At 45.9% G+C, this 16,974-nt stretch carries 17 protein-coding genes; 3 read left to right on the top strand and 14 right to left on the bottom strand.

Going from position 1 to position 16,974, the window contains the following annotated elements; all coding sequences use genetic code 11:
• Window positions 1-119 precede the first annotated feature (119 nt).
• The 3 genes from flgA to HEP82_RS14465 all read left to right on the top strand — a co-directional run bounded on the left by flgA (window position 120) and on the right by HEP82_RS14465 (window position 1,659).
• Entirely contained in the window at window positions 120-824 is a 705-nt protein-coding gene (gene flgA / locus HEP82_RS14455; protein WP_192458723.1) for a flagellar basal body P-ring formation chaperone FlgA, read from the top strand.
• An 80-nt stretch (window positions 825-904) separates the two neighbouring features.
• Window positions 905-1,198 carry a flagellar biosynthesis anti-sigma factor FlgM gene (flgM, locus tag HEP82_RS14460; RefSeq protein ID WP_192458724.1) on the top strand — a complete coding sequence of 98 codons (294 nt, stop codon included), beginning with the start codon at window positions 905-907 and terminating at the stop codon, window positions 1,196-1,198.
• A gap of 26 nt (window positions 1,199-1,224) precedes the next feature.
• Window positions 1,225-1,659, top strand: coding sequence for a flagella synthesis protein FlgN (locus HEP82_RS14465; RefSeq protein WP_192458725.1), 435 nt, complete (start codon window positions 1,225-1,227; stop codon window positions 1,657-1,659).
• A 56-nt stretch (window positions 1,660-1,715) separates the two neighbouring features.
• On the opposite strand, the gene HEP82_RS14470 is transcribed toward HEP82_RS14465, so the two are convergent.
• The 14 genes from HEP82_RS14470 to flhD all read right to left on the bottom strand — a co-directional run bounded on the left by HEP82_RS14470 (window position 1,716) and on the right by flhD (window position 16,737).
• Window positions 1,716-2,123 carry a flagellar protein FlhE gene (locus tag HEP82_RS14470; RefSeq protein ID WP_192458726.1) on the bottom strand — a complete coding sequence of 136 codons (408 nt, stop codon included), beginning with the start codon at window positions 2,121-2,123 and terminating at the stop codon, window positions 1,716-1,718.
• Window positions 2,120-4,216 (bottom strand): flagellar biosynthesis protein FlhA, encoded by a 2,097-nt coding sequence (gene flhA / locus HEP82_RS14475; protein WP_012765137.1) that lies wholly within the window; start codon window positions 4,214-4,216, stop codon window positions 2,120-2,122. The genes HEP82_RS14470 and flhA overlap by 4 nt, the downstream gene beginning before the upstream one ends.
• Complete coding sequence (gene flhB, locus HEP82_RS14480) at window positions 4,209-5,360, bottom strand: flagellar biosynthesis protein FlhB (RefSeq protein WP_192458727.1); 1,152 nt, start codon at window positions 5,358-5,360, stop codon at window positions 4,209-4,211. The genes flhA and flhB overlap by 8 nt, the downstream gene beginning before the upstream one ends.
• 226 nt (window positions 5,361-5,586) lie before the next feature.
• Window positions 5,587-6,231 carry a protein phosphatase CheZ gene (gene cheZ / locus HEP82_RS14485; protein WP_192458728.1) on the bottom strand — a complete coding sequence of 215 codons (645 nt, stop codon included), beginning with the start codon at window positions 6,229-6,231 and terminating at the stop codon, window positions 5,587-5,589.
• Window positions 6,232-6,240: 9 nt separating this feature from the next.
• Entirely contained in the window at window positions 6,241-6,630 is a 390-nt protein-coding gene (gene cheY / locus HEP82_RS14490) for a chemotaxis response regulator CheY (protein ID WP_192458729.1), read from the bottom strand.
• A 35-nt stretch (window positions 6,631-6,665) separates the two neighbouring features.
• Entirely contained in the window at window positions 6,666-7,718 is a 1,053-nt protein-coding gene (locus HEP82_RS14495) for a protein-glutamate methylesterase/protein-glutamine glutaminase (protein ID WP_192458730.1), read from the bottom strand.
• Window positions 7,718-8,590, bottom strand: a complete 873-nt coding sequence (cheR, locus tag HEP82_RS14500) for a protein-glutamate O-methyltransferase CheR (protein ID WP_012765132.1) — start codon at window positions 8,588-8,590, stop codon at window positions 7,718-7,720. The genes HEP82_RS14495 and cheR overlap by 1 nt, the downstream gene beginning before the upstream one ends.
• 652 nt (window positions 8,591-9,242) lie before the next feature.
• Window positions 9,243-10,940 (bottom strand): methyl-accepting chemotaxis protein, encoded by a 1,698-nt coding sequence (locus tag HEP82_RS14505; RefSeq protein ID WP_192458731.1) that lies wholly within the window; start codon window positions 10,938-10,940, stop codon window positions 9,243-9,245.
• A gap of 128 nt (window positions 10,941-11,068) precedes the next feature.
• Window positions 11,069-11,566, bottom strand: a complete 498-nt coding sequence (gene cheW, locus HEP82_RS14510; RefSeq protein ID WP_012765130.1) for a chemotaxis protein CheW — start codon at window positions 11,564-11,566, stop codon at window positions 11,069-11,071.
• A 36-nt stretch (window positions 11,567-11,602) separates the two neighbouring features.
• The gene (gene cheA / locus HEP82_RS14515) at window positions 11,603-13,648 is read right to left on the bottom strand and encodes a chemotaxis protein CheA (RefSeq protein ID WP_192458732.1); all 2,046 of its coding nucleotides are present in this window, start codon (window positions 13,646-13,648) and stop codon (window positions 11,603-11,605) included.
• 17 nt (window positions 13,649-13,665) lie between these two features.
• Window positions 13,666-14,799 (bottom strand): flagellar motor protein MotB, encoded by a 1,134-nt coding sequence (motB, locus tag HEP82_RS14520; RefSeq protein ID WP_192458733.1) that lies wholly within the window; start codon window positions 14,797-14,799, stop codon window positions 13,666-13,668.
• Window positions 14,796-15,683: a flagellar motor stator protein MotA gene (gene motA, locus HEP82_RS14525; protein ID WP_192458734.1), complete on the bottom strand. Its 888-nt coding sequence runs from the start codon at window positions 15,681-15,683 to the stop codon at window positions 14,796-14,798. Before motA ends, motB begins: the two co-directional genes overlap by 4 nt.
• A 122-nt stretch (window positions 15,684-15,805) precedes the next feature.
• Window positions 15,806-16,384 carry a flagellar transcriptional regulator FlhC gene (flhC, locus tag HEP82_RS14530; protein ID WP_023638243.1) on the bottom strand — a complete coding sequence of 193 codons (579 nt, stop codon included), beginning with the start codon at window positions 16,382-16,384 and terminating at the stop codon, window positions 15,806-15,808.
• A gap of 2 nt (window positions 16,385-16,386) precedes the next feature.
• The gene (gene flhD, locus HEP82_RS14535; protein WP_012765125.1) at window positions 16,387-16,737 is read right to left on the bottom strand and encodes a flagellar transcriptional regulator FlhD; all 351 of its coding nucleotides are present in this window, start codon (window positions 16,735-16,737) and stop codon (window positions 16,387-16,389) included.
• Window positions 16,738-16,974 lie beyond the last annotated feature (237 nt).

The following is a 16,974-nucleotide window of genomic DNA, read 5'->3' on the forward strand; positions in this document are numbered from 1 at the left end:
TGAGTAGCTATTTTCCCGTTTGATAAACGCACTATCACGCTAGACTGCGAGCACTTGAATCGGCAATGTCGTGCAATATTCTGATTTGTGTTCTCAGATGATGGGTGAAATAGGCTTTGGTGAACAAAATACATAGCAAAACAGCAGCAAGTTCATATCTGTCCTTTTGTGCAGTCGCGTTTTTACTCTTCGCTCTGGCACCAATACCTTCCTATGCTTCAGGCGGGGAGAATGTTACTGCTGCACTAAAAGCATTTATACAAAGCCAAATTACAGTTCCATCATCAGAGATTTCCGTCGCAATACGAACGCCGTTAAATAGATTATCATCCTGCACAGCACCGCAGTTCGCCCTACCACCCAACAAAAAATTATGGGGGAACATTAACATAAGGGTGACATGTGATAGCCAGCGTTATTTTCTACAAGCCGATGTTCAGGTTATCGCACCCTATGTCGTCGCCGCTAAAACAATACCAACCCGGCATCAGATCCAGGCTGACGACATCGCCGTCACAAGGGGACGGATTGATTTACTGACAACGGCACCGATCACCACTCCGGCTGAAGCTATTGGTAATGTGACAACCCGAATGCTTGGCGCTGGACAAGCCATCTCCGCCAAAATGCTCCGAAGCGCTTGGGCGATAAAACTGGGAGAACCGGTACAAGTCGTCGTTTCCGGTACTGGATTCAGTATCAATAGCGAAGGGAAAGCGCTGGAAAATGCAGCAGTAAATGATAAAGTTAGAGTGCGCATGGATTCTGGGCAAATCATTAGCGGTATCGCGGCTGAAAAGGGTCTGGTACGAATTATACAGTGACAATTAAAGGTTCCACATGATGTGCCGATAATCACAGTAGGAATTATTCCCGGCGCTTATCCAGCAATATTGGAGGATCTATGAGCATCGATAGTACCCGGCCAGTTTCCGGTGTGAAATCAATACAAAATAAAGACTCGGGACTTTTGCAAAGTACCAAAGGTAAGTCATCGTCTGTAACAGACAATAATGAAACAGAGCAAACCCAGGTCAGCTTGAGCGAAGCGCAATCTCGCCTGATGCAGCCAAGCAGTCAGGATATTGACCTGGAAAAAGTTGAGTCGATCAAACAAGCCATCAAAGATGGTAAGCTTCAGATTGATGTAGGCAAGATTGCTGATGCTCTCTTGAATGAAGCACAATCTGATATTTGAATATCGAAGTAGAAGGTAACGAAGCAATGCAGTTAGAAGAGCTACTTGAAACCATACACAATTCTTTGGTTTTACTTCAGGACATCCTGTCTAAGGAACAGGCTGAATTGAGCGCTCTTCAGATAAATCCAGCTTTTCTGCATCGATTGACTGAAAAGAAAAATGAACAATTGGCTAGTCTCAAGCATTACGATACTCAGCGTTTACGACTGGAAAAAGAATTATCGATTTCCCCTCCATACAGCCAAAGTTCGTCTCTGAATGCGGCCTGGAATAAAATTTACATTATCACTAAAGAGTTGAGCCGCGACAACAGACGTAATGGCATGTTGCTAGATGCTCATCTGAAGAATACACAAGATGCCTTGGCTTTTTTTGAGAAGAAGAAGCGTCAGGACATCTATGGTCCTGATGGACAAACACGTACTGGCGATAAGCTCGGCAGGAAATTTAGCGTCTGATTCGTTTCAACATTTTCAAACGTAATTCAATAAAATTGCCCAATCTAACCAATAGATTAGTTATGATAATTAACCATCACCTCATAACGTAAAACTGTCATCGGTGGCCTTAGCGCTCCTTTCCCAGGAATATAAAACACAAAATAGAATGGTCGATTTGCAGGGACACCTTCAAATGCCAGCGTTTTACCACTAGCTCCATCTAGCCGGATGCACATGTCGGAAGTACAGAGTGACGACGAAAAGCGGGAAGGTATAGCGGAAGAATTCAGATTGTAACGCCATACTACTGACGTTACCGTCGAGCGCTCTGGAAACGTCCCATTCGATTGCAGCATAGCCGAACGATAAACAACCCCTTTTTGTCCTAGGTAAATATTTGCACCGTCCCAGACAGGCGACTTACCGACACCAAACACATAGCCCGATGCCAGCAGCCCAAATATTAACCAGATGCCCTTCACTTGTTGCCGGCTCCGCCGATGATCGATGTCATCCGGATCTGGCGAGTATCCGTAATCTCCTGATTAGACAGCACAACAAGTTGTGGTAGGCTACGTCGGAGAAAACGCGACAATAGTGGTCTCAATGCATGAGTGACCAGCAGAACAGGAGGTGCACCTAGCATTTCCTGATGTTGCACCGCATCCTGAGACTGACTTAACAAACGATCGGCCAATCCAGGCTCTAACCCTCCGCCATTTTGCAATGCCTGCAACAATACGCGCTCCAGCGTCGATTCAAGGCCGATAACCTGTATATCATCTTTCCCAGGGAACCATTGCTGAGTGATCGCGCGTCCCAATGCAACACGAACAACCACAGTGAGTTCATTCGGATCCTTCTGTACCGGGGCATGTTCAGCCAACGTTTCTAAAATCGTGTACATGTCACGGATAGACACACGCTCCGCCAGCAAATTCTGCATCACTTTGTGGAACACTGTCAGCGTCACGACCCCAGGAATAAAGTCATCCGTCAGCTTAGGCATCTCTTTTGACACCCGATCCATCAACTGCTGGGCCTCCTGACGACCAAACAGATCACTGGCATGAACATTAAGCAAATGGTTCAGATGGGTTGCAACTACCGTACTGGCCTCGACAACGGTGTATCCTTGAGCTTGAGCTTGATCTTTCAACGCGCTGTCAATCCATACCGCGGGTAATCCAAACGCAGGATCTTTTGTAATATCACCCGTAAGTTTACCAACCGCATTTCCCGGATTAATGGCCATCCAACGACCTGGATGCGCTTCACCGCTTCCGATCTCGACTCCTTTCATAAAAATACGATAGCTAGCCGGTTGAAGCTCAAGGTTATCGCGAATATGCACAACCGGAGGCAAGAATCCGATTTCTTGTGCAAATTTTTTCCGGATACTACGAATTCGCCCCAGCAACTCGCCATTCTGTTGAAAATCAACCATAGGAATTAATCTGTAACCGACTTCCAGTCCTAGCTGATCTTCAAGTTGTACATCAGACCAATTGGCTTCAACAATCTGAGGCTGCTGACTTTCTGCTTTAGTAGGCTCTACTGCAGACTGAGCAGCTTTTTTCTCTTCGCTATGGCGCATCCACCACGCCAGGCCAAGCAAAATAGTCGTGAACAACAAAAACACGAAGTTGGGCATTCCGGGTACCAACCCCATCAACCCCAACACTGCAGCACTCAGAACCATCACTCGCGGGTTATTGAACAGTTGGGTCACCATCTGTTCGCCAACATCCTGATCCGTGCTTACCCGAGTAACAATGACACCAGCAGCAGTTGAAATAACCAACGCAGGTATTTGGGCAACTAAACCATCGCCGATGGTCAGCAAGGTATAACTTTCTGCGGCCTTACCAAGCGGCATATTATGCTGAAGAACCCCAACCAGCAGTCCTCCGATAACATTAATGGCCATGATAACCAGCCCGGCGATGGCATCGCCACGCACAAACTTACTCGCACCATCCATTGACCCATAGAAATCAGCTTCCTGAGCAACCTCTGAACGACGGCGCTTAGCGTCAGCCTCACCAATCAGGCCGGCATTAAGATCCGCATCGATCGCCATCTGCTTACCTGGCATACCGTCAAGAACAAAACGAGCCCCCACTTCCGCAATACGGCCAGCACCTTTGGTAATTACCATAAAATTTATAAGTATCAGTATGATAAAAACCACCAAACCGATGGCAAAGTTGCCTCCGACCAGGAAATGACCAAATGCCTCAACCACCCTCCCAGCCGCTGCCGCCCCAGTATGTCCTTCCAGCAGAATAATACGGGTAGACGCTACGTTAAGCGAAAGACGCAACAGTGTTGAGAACAGTAGAATCGTCGGGAAAGCAGCAAAATCCAGCGTGCGTTGCGTAAACATCGCGACGAGTAGAACCATTACGGATAATGCGATATTGAAAGTAAACAGCAAATCAAGGATAAACGGTGGTAATGGCAACACCATCATTGACAAAATCATCAGGATCAACACGGGTCCTGCTAATATTTGCCACTGTGTATCTTTGAAATTGCCTGGCAGGCGCAGCAATGAAGCCAGATTAGCCATCAATTATGTTCTCTTTAGCAAAGTCCAGTGAATCTGGCACAGGTAAATTCGTTGGTTTACGAGGGACAATCCCGCCTTCACGTTTCCAGCGCTTAATCTGGTAGACCCAGACAAGAACTTCCGCAACTGCGGCATAAAGTGTGGAAGGAATATTCTTGCCAATCTCGGAATGTTTATACAGTGCCCGGGCCAGCGGAGGAGCCTCAAGAATAGGTATCTTATGCTCATTACCTAATTCTCTGATTTTCAAGGCTATCTCTCCGGCACCTTTCGCAAGCACTTTCGGTGCACTCATTTTTTGTTCATTGTACTGCAAGGCCACAGCATAATGCGTCGGGTTGGTGACAATTACATCCGCTTTAGGCACATCTGCCATCATACGCCGCTGGGCCATAGCTCGTTGCAACTGACGAATGCGGCCTTTGACATGGGGATCACCCTCATTCTGTTTAAATTCATCACGGATATCCTGTTTGCTCATTCTCAATTTCTTGAGATGGCTCCATATCTGCCAGAACACATCAAACCCAACCATTGGGATCAAACCAATAAGTACAAAAAAACCACAAAAAATCGCAAAATGTAACGAATCAGTCACCGCACTGAATAGTGGTTCAGACACCAACCGCAGTATATCCTGCCAATTATGCCATAGAAATAAGCTGGTAATGCCCCCAACGACGACAGCTTTGAGGACAGCCTTAAACAGTTCCGCCAGCATCTGCGATGACACTAAACGTTTTATCCCAGAAATGGGGTTCAACTTATTTAGATTGAACTCCATCTGTTTGGTAGAAAAAATCAACCCCCCCAGCATGACCGGAGCGGCAATTGCAACAACAACCGTCCCCAGGATAATAGGAACCAAGGCCGAGCCTCCCAACTTGAGCAGGCCCAACATATGCTTGAGCATTTGTTTGTCGTCGCTGATCATTTCATGGGTGAAAAACAGCCCCTGACTCAGCAATAGCGCTAGACGGCGAGCAACAATATCACCGGCCATCCACAAGATACCCAACCCAACGACCAACATCATGATGGACGTTAACTCACGCGAGCGAGGGATTTGACCTTCTTCTCGAGCTTTTTCCTTTCGGTGAGGGGTAGGAGCTTCTGTTTTCTCCAGATCGCTATCATCTGCCACTACGGCTGTTCCTGTATGCGCTGTTCGATATTAAAGATATACAGCGTTAGCATGACAAATACGGAGAAACTTTATGGATGGAAAAAAGAAGAAAACTGGTGGCTATTTATTTTATTGGAACATAAAACAACGTGGGAATTTACGATCGAGATGGTTCCTCCCGATCGTAAAAATCCACATGCCTTAAACCACGGAAACCAAGCGTCTGCTATATGGCTCGTGATAATCAGAATCCCAGACTATCCAGCAAATCGTCAACTTGATCCTGATTGGAGACAATTCCAGCTGCAGTCTTATCAACTTGAGGTCCGTTAAGCAGTCCCTCATTAGCACGTCGATCTGCAGATGGTTTGTCTGGAATATTTTCCAGCAACACCATCAACAACTGCTTCTCTATTTCCTGAACGACATCCATCATCCTTTTGATAACCTGACCAGTAAGATCCTGGAAATCCTGCGCCATCATGATTTCCAACAACTGGGCATTAGTGAACCCCGTATGATCAGGAACCGTCTCAAGATAATTACGAGTGTCTGTCACCAACTCACGGGCATCCGCTAGTTCAATTGGGTTTTCGAACCATTGATCCCAACGTTCTTTTAGAGATTTTGCTTCAACCTCCAATTGATTCTGTCGCGGCTGAGCGGCTTCCACACAACTTAGCGCACGTTCTGCCGCCTGCGCAGTCATTTGGACAACATAATCAAGTCGATCACGAGCATCAGGAATAGCCTCTGCAGCTTCGGCAATCGCTTGATCCAAACCAAGTTCTTTTAGGCTGTCACGCAACATGCGAGTCAATTGCCCGATGCGAGATATTATCTCTGTGGCAGTGGCTTGATCGCTAGAGGGCATCGGATGTGGATTCATGGCATCTCCTTACATACCCAGCTTTTCGAAAATCTTGCTAAGCTTTTCTTCAAGTGTTGCGGCAGTAAAAGGTTTAACAACATAACCGCTCGCACCCGCTTGTGCGGCGGCGATAATGTTTTCTTTCTTAGCCTCAGCGGTCACCATCAAAACTGGGAGCTTGGAAAGAGCACCATCGGCTCGGATCGCCTGCAACAATTCCAACCCGTCCATATTAGGCATATTCCAGTCTGATATTACAAAGTCGAAACCGCCTGCACGAAGCTTATTCAGCGCATCCGCACCATCTTCCGCTTCATCTACATTATTAAAGCCCAGCTCTTTTAGTAGATTTCGAACAATACGACGCATCGTCGAAAAATCATCCACTACTAAAAACCTGAGTTCTTTATCAGCCATACTTACTCCTAAATATTATTGCTCACCCGGAGCTGCTATATACGTAATGCCTGTCCGGCAGAAATTTGTGCCAGCATGCGCTGACTCACCTGGTGCAAATCCACCACCTCATCGACACCACCGAGTGCAATAGCCTCTCGCGGCATACCGAATACCACACAACTGGCTTCATTCTGCGCAATGGTATAAGCCCCTGCCTGATGCAATTCCAGCATACCTGCCGCACCATCGTTCCCCATTCCCGTCAGAATAACCCCGACGGCATTCCGGCCCGCGTACTGTGCTACAGAATGAAATAACACGTCAACCGAAGGGCGATGACGATTGACCGGCGGGCCGTCATGCAATTTTACTTGATAGTTTGCACCACTGCGCACCAACTCAAGGTGGCGAGCTCCCGGAGCTATATAAGCGTGACCAGGTAAAACACGCTCACCATCCTCCGCTTCTTTCACTGTAATCTGACACAATTTATTCAGGCGTTCAGCAAAAGATTTAGTAAATCCAGGTGGCATATGTTGAGTGATCAACAATGCAGGACTGGTTGGTGGAAGAGGCTGTAATACGTGCCTGATAGCTTCCGTTCCACCCGTTGATGCACCGATTGCAATTAATTTTTCACTACTCAACAGCGGTGTACTTGGCATAACAAGAGTCGGCGTTACCGTTGTATTACGCTGAGGTAAACGAGCTTTGGCAGCCATGCGTATTTTTTCAGCGATCAACTCACTATAGGCCAACATCCCTTCACGAATACCCAATTGTGGCTTCGTGACAAAATCAATCGCCCCCAGTTCCAGAGCGCGCAACGTAATTTCTGAACCTTTTCCTGTCAAAGACGAAACCATGACTACCGGCATAGGGCGAAGACGCATCAGTTTTTCAAGGAAATCTAACCCATCCATCCGTGGCATTTCCACATCCAGTGTCAGTACCTGCGGGTTGAATTTTTTAATAAGGTCACGCGCCACCAATGGGTCAGGGGCTGTAGCGACTACTTCCATATCGGGATGACTATTAATGATTTCAGTCATGATCTGGCGCATTAACGCAGAATCATCAACACACAATACTTTTATTTTACTCATTATCTTTCCTTAGCCAGCCCATATACAGTCTGCCCGCGCAGATAGAATTCTTTACTTATCTGACTAAAATTCTCTGAGTGTCCGGCAAATAACAACCCGCCAGGCTTCAGCAACGGGACAAAGCGGCGCAGAATGCGTTCTTGTGTTTCTTTATCAAAATAAATCATTACGTTACGACAAAAAATCGCATCAAATGGCGCCGGAACAGCCCAATCTGGAGCTAATAGGTTGACCTGCTGAAAATGTATCATCGACGACAATTCTGGTCGCACACGTACTAAACCACTATGTGGGCCTGTTCCCTTCAAAAAGAAACGCTGTAATTGCTGGGGTGAGAGTGAACGCAACTCTTCCTGGCGATAAATCCCCGCCGATGCTTTTTCCAATACTTGAGTGTCGATATCACTGGCAATAACTTGACAACTACCTGAACGATCGCCGTAAACCTCTGCCAACGTCATTGCCAGAGAATATGGTTCTTCCCCCGTCGATGCAGCTGTACTCCAGATACTATAACCACCTGGTCGTTTACGGGCATGCTCAGCCAGAATAGGAAAGTGATGCGCCTCACGAAAAAAAGCAGTGAGATTCGTCGTCAATGCATTAACGAATGCCTGCCATTCAGAGCTATTAGGATCAGATTCCAACAGCGCCAAATACTGGCCAAAATCATTAATCCCCAACAATCGAAGACGGCGAACCAGGCGGTTATAGACCATCTCCCGCTTGTGATCGGCTAGAACAATACCGGCTCTCTGATAAATCAACTGACTGATACGCCGGAAGTGAGTATCAGACAGAGGCAACCGTTCTACCATCTGACTTAAAATAGATGTGGAACCTGAACGATTTGGCGATGGTGTATTCTTCATATCTAACCGCCCGAATATGAATAGATTATCTTATTGTTTTCCAATTAGATTTCCTATTATGAAATGCATAGACCTTTCACTGTCATTCAGGCATCCATTTTTGCATGGTACGATAAAACAACACACATTCCACAATGCCGACCTACGTCCTCCAGCCAGGAAACAGGTATGGATACCTTTGATCGAACCTGTATCTGTTCTGTATTTTATGAGATTCCTATCAGCCCCAGGTTACTCAGCATCCTCGGAGTAAACCCAGTGCTATATATTTGCCGACCTGCAGACCGCTGGCGCCCATCACAACGTTTCGAACACCCCACACTTTAGCTCGGCATTACCCATATCAATCGGCCAAAATGAACCTTTCTTTAACTAAACCAGCGTGCATTGCACAACAAAAATCAAAAACTGTCGCAACTATCCCAAAAAATGGATCCTATGAGCAAAATTTATCCTCTCTTTGCCCAATAACACTCAGGAAATAGTCACGTCATGCCACAAATCAACAACAATTGAAGCCATCAAATTCTGGCCACTTCTATTCATGACAGTCCGAATAACAATCTAACTAATAGGTTGCATGACAACATGCAACCTATCAGCGCACTCAATAAAGCCATTCCAGACTTATCGGGCCACCAAACGCTATACTCTAGAATGTTTCCCAGTTATCCGATGCTTTGCTTTCTTTGATTTCTTTTCTATCTGATGCAACTTTCACTAGCCCAACTTTTGGAGCGCTCACTCGGGCATGATCATAACTTACTGATTGTGCGGTCGATGTCCCACTGACAGGCAACTGAAAAACCGCAACGGCCTGGTTCAAAATGCGCACCTGTTCTTCAAGAGCAACAGCAGCTGTTGCAGATTCCTCCACCAATGCAGCATTTTGTTGAGTAACCTGATCCATTTCAGTGACGGCCAGTCCGACCTGTTCTATTCCACGGCTTTGCTCATCGGATGCAGAGGCAATCTCACCCATAATATCCGTCACGCGAGTCACCGAGCTGACAATTTCTCCCATGGTCTCACCTGCACTTTCAACCAGGATTGAGCCTTCATCCACACGACTGACAGAATCATCAATGAGCGATTTGATTTCTTTGGCAGCCTGAGCACTGCGTTGAGCAAGACTTCTTACTTCACCAGCAACAACAGCAAAACCACGACCTTGTTCGCCCGCTCTGGCTGCTTCTACTGCAGCATTGAGCGCCAATATGTTGGTCTGAAATGCAATACCATCAATCACGCTGGTGATATCTGCGATTTTTTGCGAACTCCCAGCAATGTTGTGCATGGTTTTCACCACATTATCAACAACTTTACCGCCTTTCTGCGCAGTTTCCGAAGCACTCAGCGCCAATTGACTAGCCTGGCGCGCATTCTCCGCATTCTGCTTCACAGTCGCTGTCAGTTGTTCCATACTGGCGGCTGTTTCTTCAAGAGATGAAGCTTGTTGTTCCGTTCTGGAAGAAAGATCATTATTACCAGCGCTAATCTCGCTAGCACCAGTGTAAATGGCTTCAGCACCATGCCGAACAGCACTGACCGTTGTGATGAATTCACTCTGCATATGCCGTAAATTATCAGCCAGAATGCCCATCTCATTGGAGCCATGGAAATCAATATGTGTTGTCAAAACACCTTTGGCCATCTGGCGAATATGTTCTATCAACGAGTTCAGTGGATAAATCAGTGAACGAGTAATACTCACCCACATCATAAGCACCATTACTAACAGTAATACGGCTACTGAACAGAGAACCCAAATCGAAGAAGAATAGGCCGAGTTATTTTCCACAATCGCTTGATTGTATACTTTATCGTAAGACTCTTTGTAAGAGTAATAGGCCTTTTCAAATTTGTCCTGGAAACTTTGTGTTGGCTGATCAAAAAATTCTTTTAACTGTCCGTTGGAAATAAAAACGATTAACTCATTTAGCGCACTGTTTAGTGCGTTATAGTTTTCTTTTATCGCCTGCGCTACAACGGCGTCTTGCTGTTCAACATAAGGTATCTTTTCATAATTAGCGAAATGGGCATTAGCAACAACTAACTGCTTTTTGGCCAAAGCGATCAAATCATTAGCGCTAACTCCACCGGTTTTTCCACCGGACACATCAAGTGCATATCGGGTTCCAGCACGGTTCAACGTGTTGCGCGTCTGCAAGAGATAAGACCACGTAGAATCTAGCTCAGATTTTTGCTGATTAATTACCTGAGTAATTTTGAATATTTCTCGGTCTGATTTTAAAGCATGGAAAAATAGACCACCTGAAGCAATTTGAAGCGCACTAAATAACCCCAGTGCAATAATCAAACTGGTGACAACTTTTATACGATTAAGCATATCTAGCCTTATTTATATAACTATTATCGATGCACTAGCATCTGTTGTAACATTACCGTGAAAAATTGTAGAAAGTAGCGGATTTAAATAAAACTAAGGGCCACCGAAGTGACCCCATTTAGTGACGATTAGATTTTTGTAACGCTATCAACCAAGGCCATCTCTTCACTGCTTAATAATTTCTCGATATCAACGAGAATCAGCATTCGTTCGCCCAATGAGCCCAGTCCGGTCAAATATTCCGTCGACAAAGTCACCGCGAATTCAGGCGCCGGACGAATCTGATCCGCCGTCAAGGAAAGCACATCCGAAACACCGTCAACAACGATACCGACTACACGCTGGCTTAGGTTGAGCACGATGACAACAGTGTTATCATCATAATCCACTTCCTGCTGTGCAAATTTGATACGTAAATCAACAATCGGAACAATCACTCCGCGCAGATTTGTCACACCTTTAATAAATGATGGCGTGTTGGCAATACGTGTCACTTGGTCGTAACCGCGTATCTCCTGTACTTTCAAAATATCAACACCGTACTCTTCATCGCCCAGAGTAAAAATCAGGAACTCCTGACCTACTGTCTCGCCAGCCAATTTAGTAACATTTGCAAGTCCAGTCATGTTTGTCACCTTTATTTAATAACCGTCATCTTGTTATCAAGCAGCGGTTTCAGCCACTCGCTTCTCCCGATACAGTGCCTGAAGCGCCGATACATCGACGATCAATGCTACGCTACCATCCCCTAGAATAGTTGCGGCTGAAACTCCCGGCACCTTGCGATAATTACTTTCCAAGTTTTTAACTACAACCTGATGTTGGCCAATGAGCTGATCGACTAAAAGTGCATAACGCCGTCCCGCACTTTGCAGTATTACGACGATACCTTGAGTAGCATCCGTCTTGGCTTCTGCAACATCAAACACCTGATACAACTCAACCAACGGCAAATATTCGCCACGAACCTGCAGCACTCGTTCCCCGCCAGCCAACGGATACAAGTCTTCCGCCTGCGGCTGTAAAGACTCCATTACTGCATTTAATGGCAGAATAAATACCTCACCGCTGACTTTCACTGACATCCCATCAAGGATAGCCAAAGTTAACGGCAACAGAATTCGAATGGTGGTCCCTTTACCTTTCTGAAAGTGAATTTCAACGTGTCCCCCCATTTCCTGGATGTTTCGTTTAACAACATCCATACCTACACCACGGCCAGACACATCAGTTACTTTTTCCGCCGTAGAGAATCCAGGGGCAAAAATCAGCATTCCGACATCTTCATCCGTCATGCTTTCACTAACAGCCATTCCCTGTGATAGAGCCTTGGCGAGTATACGCTCGCGATTAAGACCCGCACCATCGTCGATAACCTCAATGCAAATATTCCCACCCTGATGCTCAGCGGATAATGTCAGATTACCCACTGCAGGTTTACCTGCGGCAATGCGTTTTTCCGGCGACTCGATACCATGATCAAGGCTATTACGAACCAGATGGGTTAATGGGTCGATAATACGTTCGATCAGACTCTTATCCAGCTCTGTCGAACTACCCAATAATGTCAGCTCAACCTCTTTGCCCAACTTGGCTGCCAAATCACGTACAAGTCGAGGGAAACGGCTAAATACGTACTCCATCGGCATCATACGGATAGACATAACTGACTCTTGGAGGTCACGTGCATTGCGTTCCAATTGCCCCATGCTGTTAAGCAAATCACCATGAGCAACAGGATCAAGAGCGCTTGAGCGTTGAGCTAGCATTGATTGAGTAATGACCAACTCACCAACCAGGTTTATTAGTTGATCAACTTTTTCCACAGCAACACGGATGCTGGTATCGCCGGTTTTGGTCCTCGCCTTGCCTGCATCACTACCAGCCTTAGCGACAGGTGAGCTCGGTTGAGACTTGGGCTGAGATTCCTCTGGAACGGCTGCCACTTCAACAACGGCAGGAGCGGTAGGCACAACCTCAACCGCTGAAGCTGGAGCCGCTTGCTTGGCGTCAGAACCCTCGGATACATTCTTGAAACTGATCTGATCGGGTTCAAGAACAAAACACAGCACAGCACTGATATCATCCTCACTGGCGGAGGTTTCCAGCATTACATCAACACTATTGCTTGTTTGCTGAGTGTCTTTGATTGTTCCAAGATTTCCCAGTTCTTCAAGTAATTGGGGAATATCCTGCTCTTTCAATTTCGTGAGGGAAATACACAGTCCGGCATGTCCCGAAGCAACTGATGCCGACGGGACACCCACAGCGTTTTCTGTTTTAGCTGTTACCGCTGCAGGAACAGACTCAGACGCGCTCGGTCCTTCTTTTGACTCCAGAGCGAGCTGACGCAGAGCTTGGCAAATATACTCAAAGCTTTCCGCATTGGGTTCCTGCGAGGTTTTATAAGCATCCAACTGTTCCTGCATGATATCTTTTGTTTCCAAAAACAGGTTGATAATATCGGTGCTCAGGCGCATTTCTCCGCGACGGGCACCATCCAACAGGTTTTCTAATAGATGCGTGGTTTCTTGTAATATAGTAAAACCGAAAGTTCCTGCGCCCCCTTTAATCGAGTGAGCAGCGCGGAATATGGCGTTCAATTGTTCCGTATCAGGCGCTGATGGATCAAGCTGCAATAAATGCTGCTCCATATCCGCCAGCAATTCATCTGCTTCATCAAAGAATGTTTGATAGAAAGCACTCATGTCCATGCTCACGTGGGTCACCTCTGCTGTGAATCGCGGCTTATTGAAGAAGGTGTCGCCTGACTATCAGGTGCGGCAGGCAACGCAGTTGTCGGCTGCCGACGACCTGGTGTCGATGCTCCATTCGCGCCCGATGCTGGTGCCACTGCCGGAACCGGTGCTTGAGCAGGAGCCCCGGTTGCAGCCGGCGCTGGCGTCCCGTTAGTCTCGGGTTGTGGTAAAGTCATACCATTACTGTTTTCGGCAGAGCCGCTGCCAGATTTAGACTTATCCAACCCCATATTCTGCAAATTCTCTATTTTATCAATGTTGACGGCACTACTTTCAGCATTCTCACGCTCGATATTTTCCTGTGCCTGCTTATTTAGCACAACCAGACTGATACGGCGGTTGATAGCATCGCTGCCATCTTTGGCCTGCTTTAAGTTCATTGTATCAGCCATCCCTACAACCCGAAGTACTTTACCTTCAGTCAATCCTCCAGCAATCAACTCGCGTCGTGACGCATTTGCTCGATCCGCAGACAACTCCCAGTTGCTATAACCTCTTTCCCCTGTCGCGTACCTTGCATCATCAGTGTGTCCGGAAAGGCTGATTTTATTAGGAATATCATTAAGTATCGGCGCTATAGCTCGCAAAATATCACTCATGTAAGGTTCTACCTGAGCACTACCGGTTTTAAACATAGGTCTGTTGTTGCTATCAATTATCTGTATACGCAACCCTTCATCAACCATTTCTATCAATAAATGAGGCCGCAGTGCACGTAAACGCGGATCAGCTTCGATCAACTGATCAAGACGCTCACGCAATTTATTGAGTTTTATTTCTTCGAGTCGTCCATCCATCGTATCGATCTGCTTCGATACATCCCCTTCCTGATGAGTCGGATCAGTCCCTCCACCAGGTATAGGATTTGATGCATCACTCATTTTGGGCCCGGATGTAATAGCAATTTTTAAGGGTGTACGAAAATACTCAGCAATCTGAGCTAACTGGGATGGAGATGAAATAGCGATAAGCCACATAACCAAGAAAAGTGCCATCATGGCTGTCATAAAGTCAGCGTAGGCAATTTTCCATGAACCGCCATGATGAGCCGCATGTCCCGATTTACGTTTTTTGCGGATAATGGGATGTTGATGTTTCATGCGTCATTTTCCGCTGCCTGCTGCGGTGGAGCTTTTACGCTACGAATATGATCTTCCATTTCAGTGAATGAAGGACGTACCGTGGAATACAGCGTTTTACGACCAAATTCAACAGCGATCTGTGGTGCATATCCATTAAGGCTAGACAACAAAGTAACTTTAATGCATTGTAATACTTTGATTTTTTCTGAGTTTTTTTGACGTAACAAAGACGCTAAAGGAGAAACAAAGCCATAAGCTAATAAAATACCAAGAAACGTCCCTACCATTGCATGGGCAATCATCATCCCCAACTCAGCGGCAGGACGGTCGACAAACGCCAGAGAATGAACCACCCCCATTACTGCTGCAACAATACCGAAAGCAGGCAAGCCATCACCCATCAGGTTAAGACTGGTAGCAGGAACTTCTATTTCATGCTCGACCGTTTCGATTTCTTCATCCATTAGCGTCTCTATTTCAAACGCATTCATGTTTCCACTAACCATTAATCGAAGATAGTCAGTGACAAACTCAATAACATAATTATCGGACAGAATTCGTGGATAAGTTGAGAAGATTTCACTTTCTTTAGGATTATCAATGTCAAACTCTAACGAAAGCATACCCTGTTGGCGAGATTTGGCCATCAGACGGAATAGAACAGCCATAAGATCCATATATACAGCTTTGGTATATTTGGAACCTTTGAATAAGGCTGGAAGCGCACGCAATGTCCCTTTGATTCCCTTGCCCGTATTACCGACAATAAAAGCACCTATTGCCGAACCACCAATGATCAGTAACTCTGAGGGTTGATAAAGAGCTCCCAGCTCACCGCCAACGATAAGATAACCGCCCAGTATGGAGCCTATAGTGACAAGATAACCCAATATAACCAGCACAAGAATTCCTTATAAAATAGCAAAGGTGGTTGGGCAAGGCATAAGTACTGTAGAGCCTTAACAACACTTGCTTGGAAAGATTCCGTCACTCGAACTCACAGTGACAGAATCACGAATCAGGCTCAGACGGCGTGCTTGACCTGTTCATCCAGCAGTTGAGGTATCATATCGGCAACATGCGGAGAAAGTTTACGTCTTTTTACTGCTCGGGAAGGAGGTTGACACAGACTGCAGACGAACCCGTTTTTAGGTTGATGAGCATGAGTGATAAACATGCCTTTACAGCAATTACAAGAGGATAGCTGTAGCATGCCACTATCAACAAAACGCACTAATGTCCATGCACGGGTCAACGCCAGCAGAGGAGCATCGCTTTGTGGAGCACATTGCTCCAAATAGAGACGGTAAGCTCTTATAACTGCCTCTACGCCACTATGCTGACCATTTTTCAGCAAAAATAAATAGGCATTATAGAACATGGACGAATGAATATTTTGTTCCCATGTCATGAACCAGTCAGTAGAAAAAGGCAACATACCTTTAGGTGGGGGGCTACCTCTCAATTCTTTATATAACTTGATTAAACGCCCACGACTCAGCTGGGTTTCACTTTCCAGCATCTGTAAGCGAGCGCCAAGAGATATCAGTTCCATCGCTAACTGAATATCTTTCGCTTCTTGAACAATGCTTTTTTCCGCCATCATCATGCCCTTTTCTTAGGCAGGTTTTCTTCTTTAGAAGACAACTCTTGTAATAAATGACTAGATAATAAGATTCCGGTATGGATTTGCTGCAAATCATCAACACGCGACTCCTGAGTCAGAAGCTTAATCGTATTGTGATCACTGAAGCGGAAATGACATATCAGTTGATTAGTTTCGGCCAGCTTGACCATCTGCGGCAAAGTAAGCTGCATCAGCGTATCGGCCATCTCTTCATTTATGCCGAGACGAAACATAGCAGATGCCTTTTCGTCGTTGATTAACCGTTGAGCAAGTAACAAGTAAGACAAATTGATGTCATAAATGTGCTTGAGTAATTCAGAGGTACCCATAATCCCATCCCGACAGGCTATGTTTTAAACTTCAGTTAGGTGATATAACGTATCGCCCGGTTAAACAGTCACTCTCCATAGGTGGCATGAAAACTATCGGTGCCAGATTATTTAAAGCTTTATAGTGTTATCTACGACGAAAATGCAGTATCAACTGTGTTGATGTACCCCACGCTCTCGTTGTCCATTACCACAAATGTATCCTTCCTGGCTTCACTTTCCGTCCATACCCAGAGC

It is taken from the genome of Musicola keenii, assembly GCF_014855505.1.
Taxonomy (GTDB): Bacteria; Pseudomonadota; Gammaproteobacteria; order Enterobacterales; family Enterobacteriaceae; genus Musicola; species Musicola paradisiaca.

Coding starts and splice junctions, on each gene's coding strand:
- flgM (WP_192458724.1), top strand. CDS start 905: ATGAGCATCGATAGTACCCGGCCAGTTTCCGGTGTGAAATCAATACAA.
- HEP82_RS14465 (WP_192458725.1), top strand. CDS start 1,225: ATGCAGTTAGAAGAGCTACTTGAAACCATACACAATTCTTTGGTTTTA.
- flhA (WP_012765137.1), bottom strand. CDS start 4,216: ATGGCTAATCTGGCTTCATTGCTGCGCCTGCCAGGCAATTTCAAAGAT.
- cheZ (WP_192458728.1), bottom strand. CDS start 6,231: ATGAATCCACATCCGATGCCCTCTAGCGATCAAGCCACTGCCACAGAG.
- cheY (WP_192458729.1), bottom strand. CDS start 6,630: ATGGCTGATAAAGAACTCAGGTTTTTAGTAGTGGATGATTTTTCGACG.
- HEP82_RS14495 (WP_192458730.1), bottom strand. CDS start 7,718: ATGAGTAAAATAAAAGTATTGTGTGTTGATGATTCTGCGTTAATGCGC.
- cheR (WP_012765132.1), bottom strand. CDS start 8,590: ATGAAGAATACACCATCGCCAAATCGTTCAGGTTCCACATCTATTTTA.
- HEP82_RS14505 (WP_192458731.1), bottom strand. CDS start 10,940: ATGCTTAATCGTATAAAAGTTGTCACCAGTTTGATTATTGCACTGGGG.
- cheW (WP_012765130.1), bottom strand. CDS start 11,566: ATGACTGGACTTGCAAATGTTACTAAATTGGCTGGCGAGACAGTAGGT.
- cheA (WP_192458732.1), bottom strand. CDS start 13,648: ATGAGTGCTTTCTATCAAACATTCTTTGATGAAGCAGATGAATTGCTG.
- motB (WP_192458733.1), bottom strand. CDS start 14,799: ATGAAACATCAACATCCCATTATCCGCAAAAAACGTAAATCGGGACAT.
- flhC (WP_023638243.1), bottom strand. CDS start 16,384: ATGGCGGAAAAAAGCATTGTTCAAGAAGCGAAAGATATTCAGTTAGCG.
- flhD (WP_012765125.1), bottom strand. CDS start 16,737: ATGGGTACCTCTGAATTACTCAAGCACATTTATGACATCAATTTGTCT.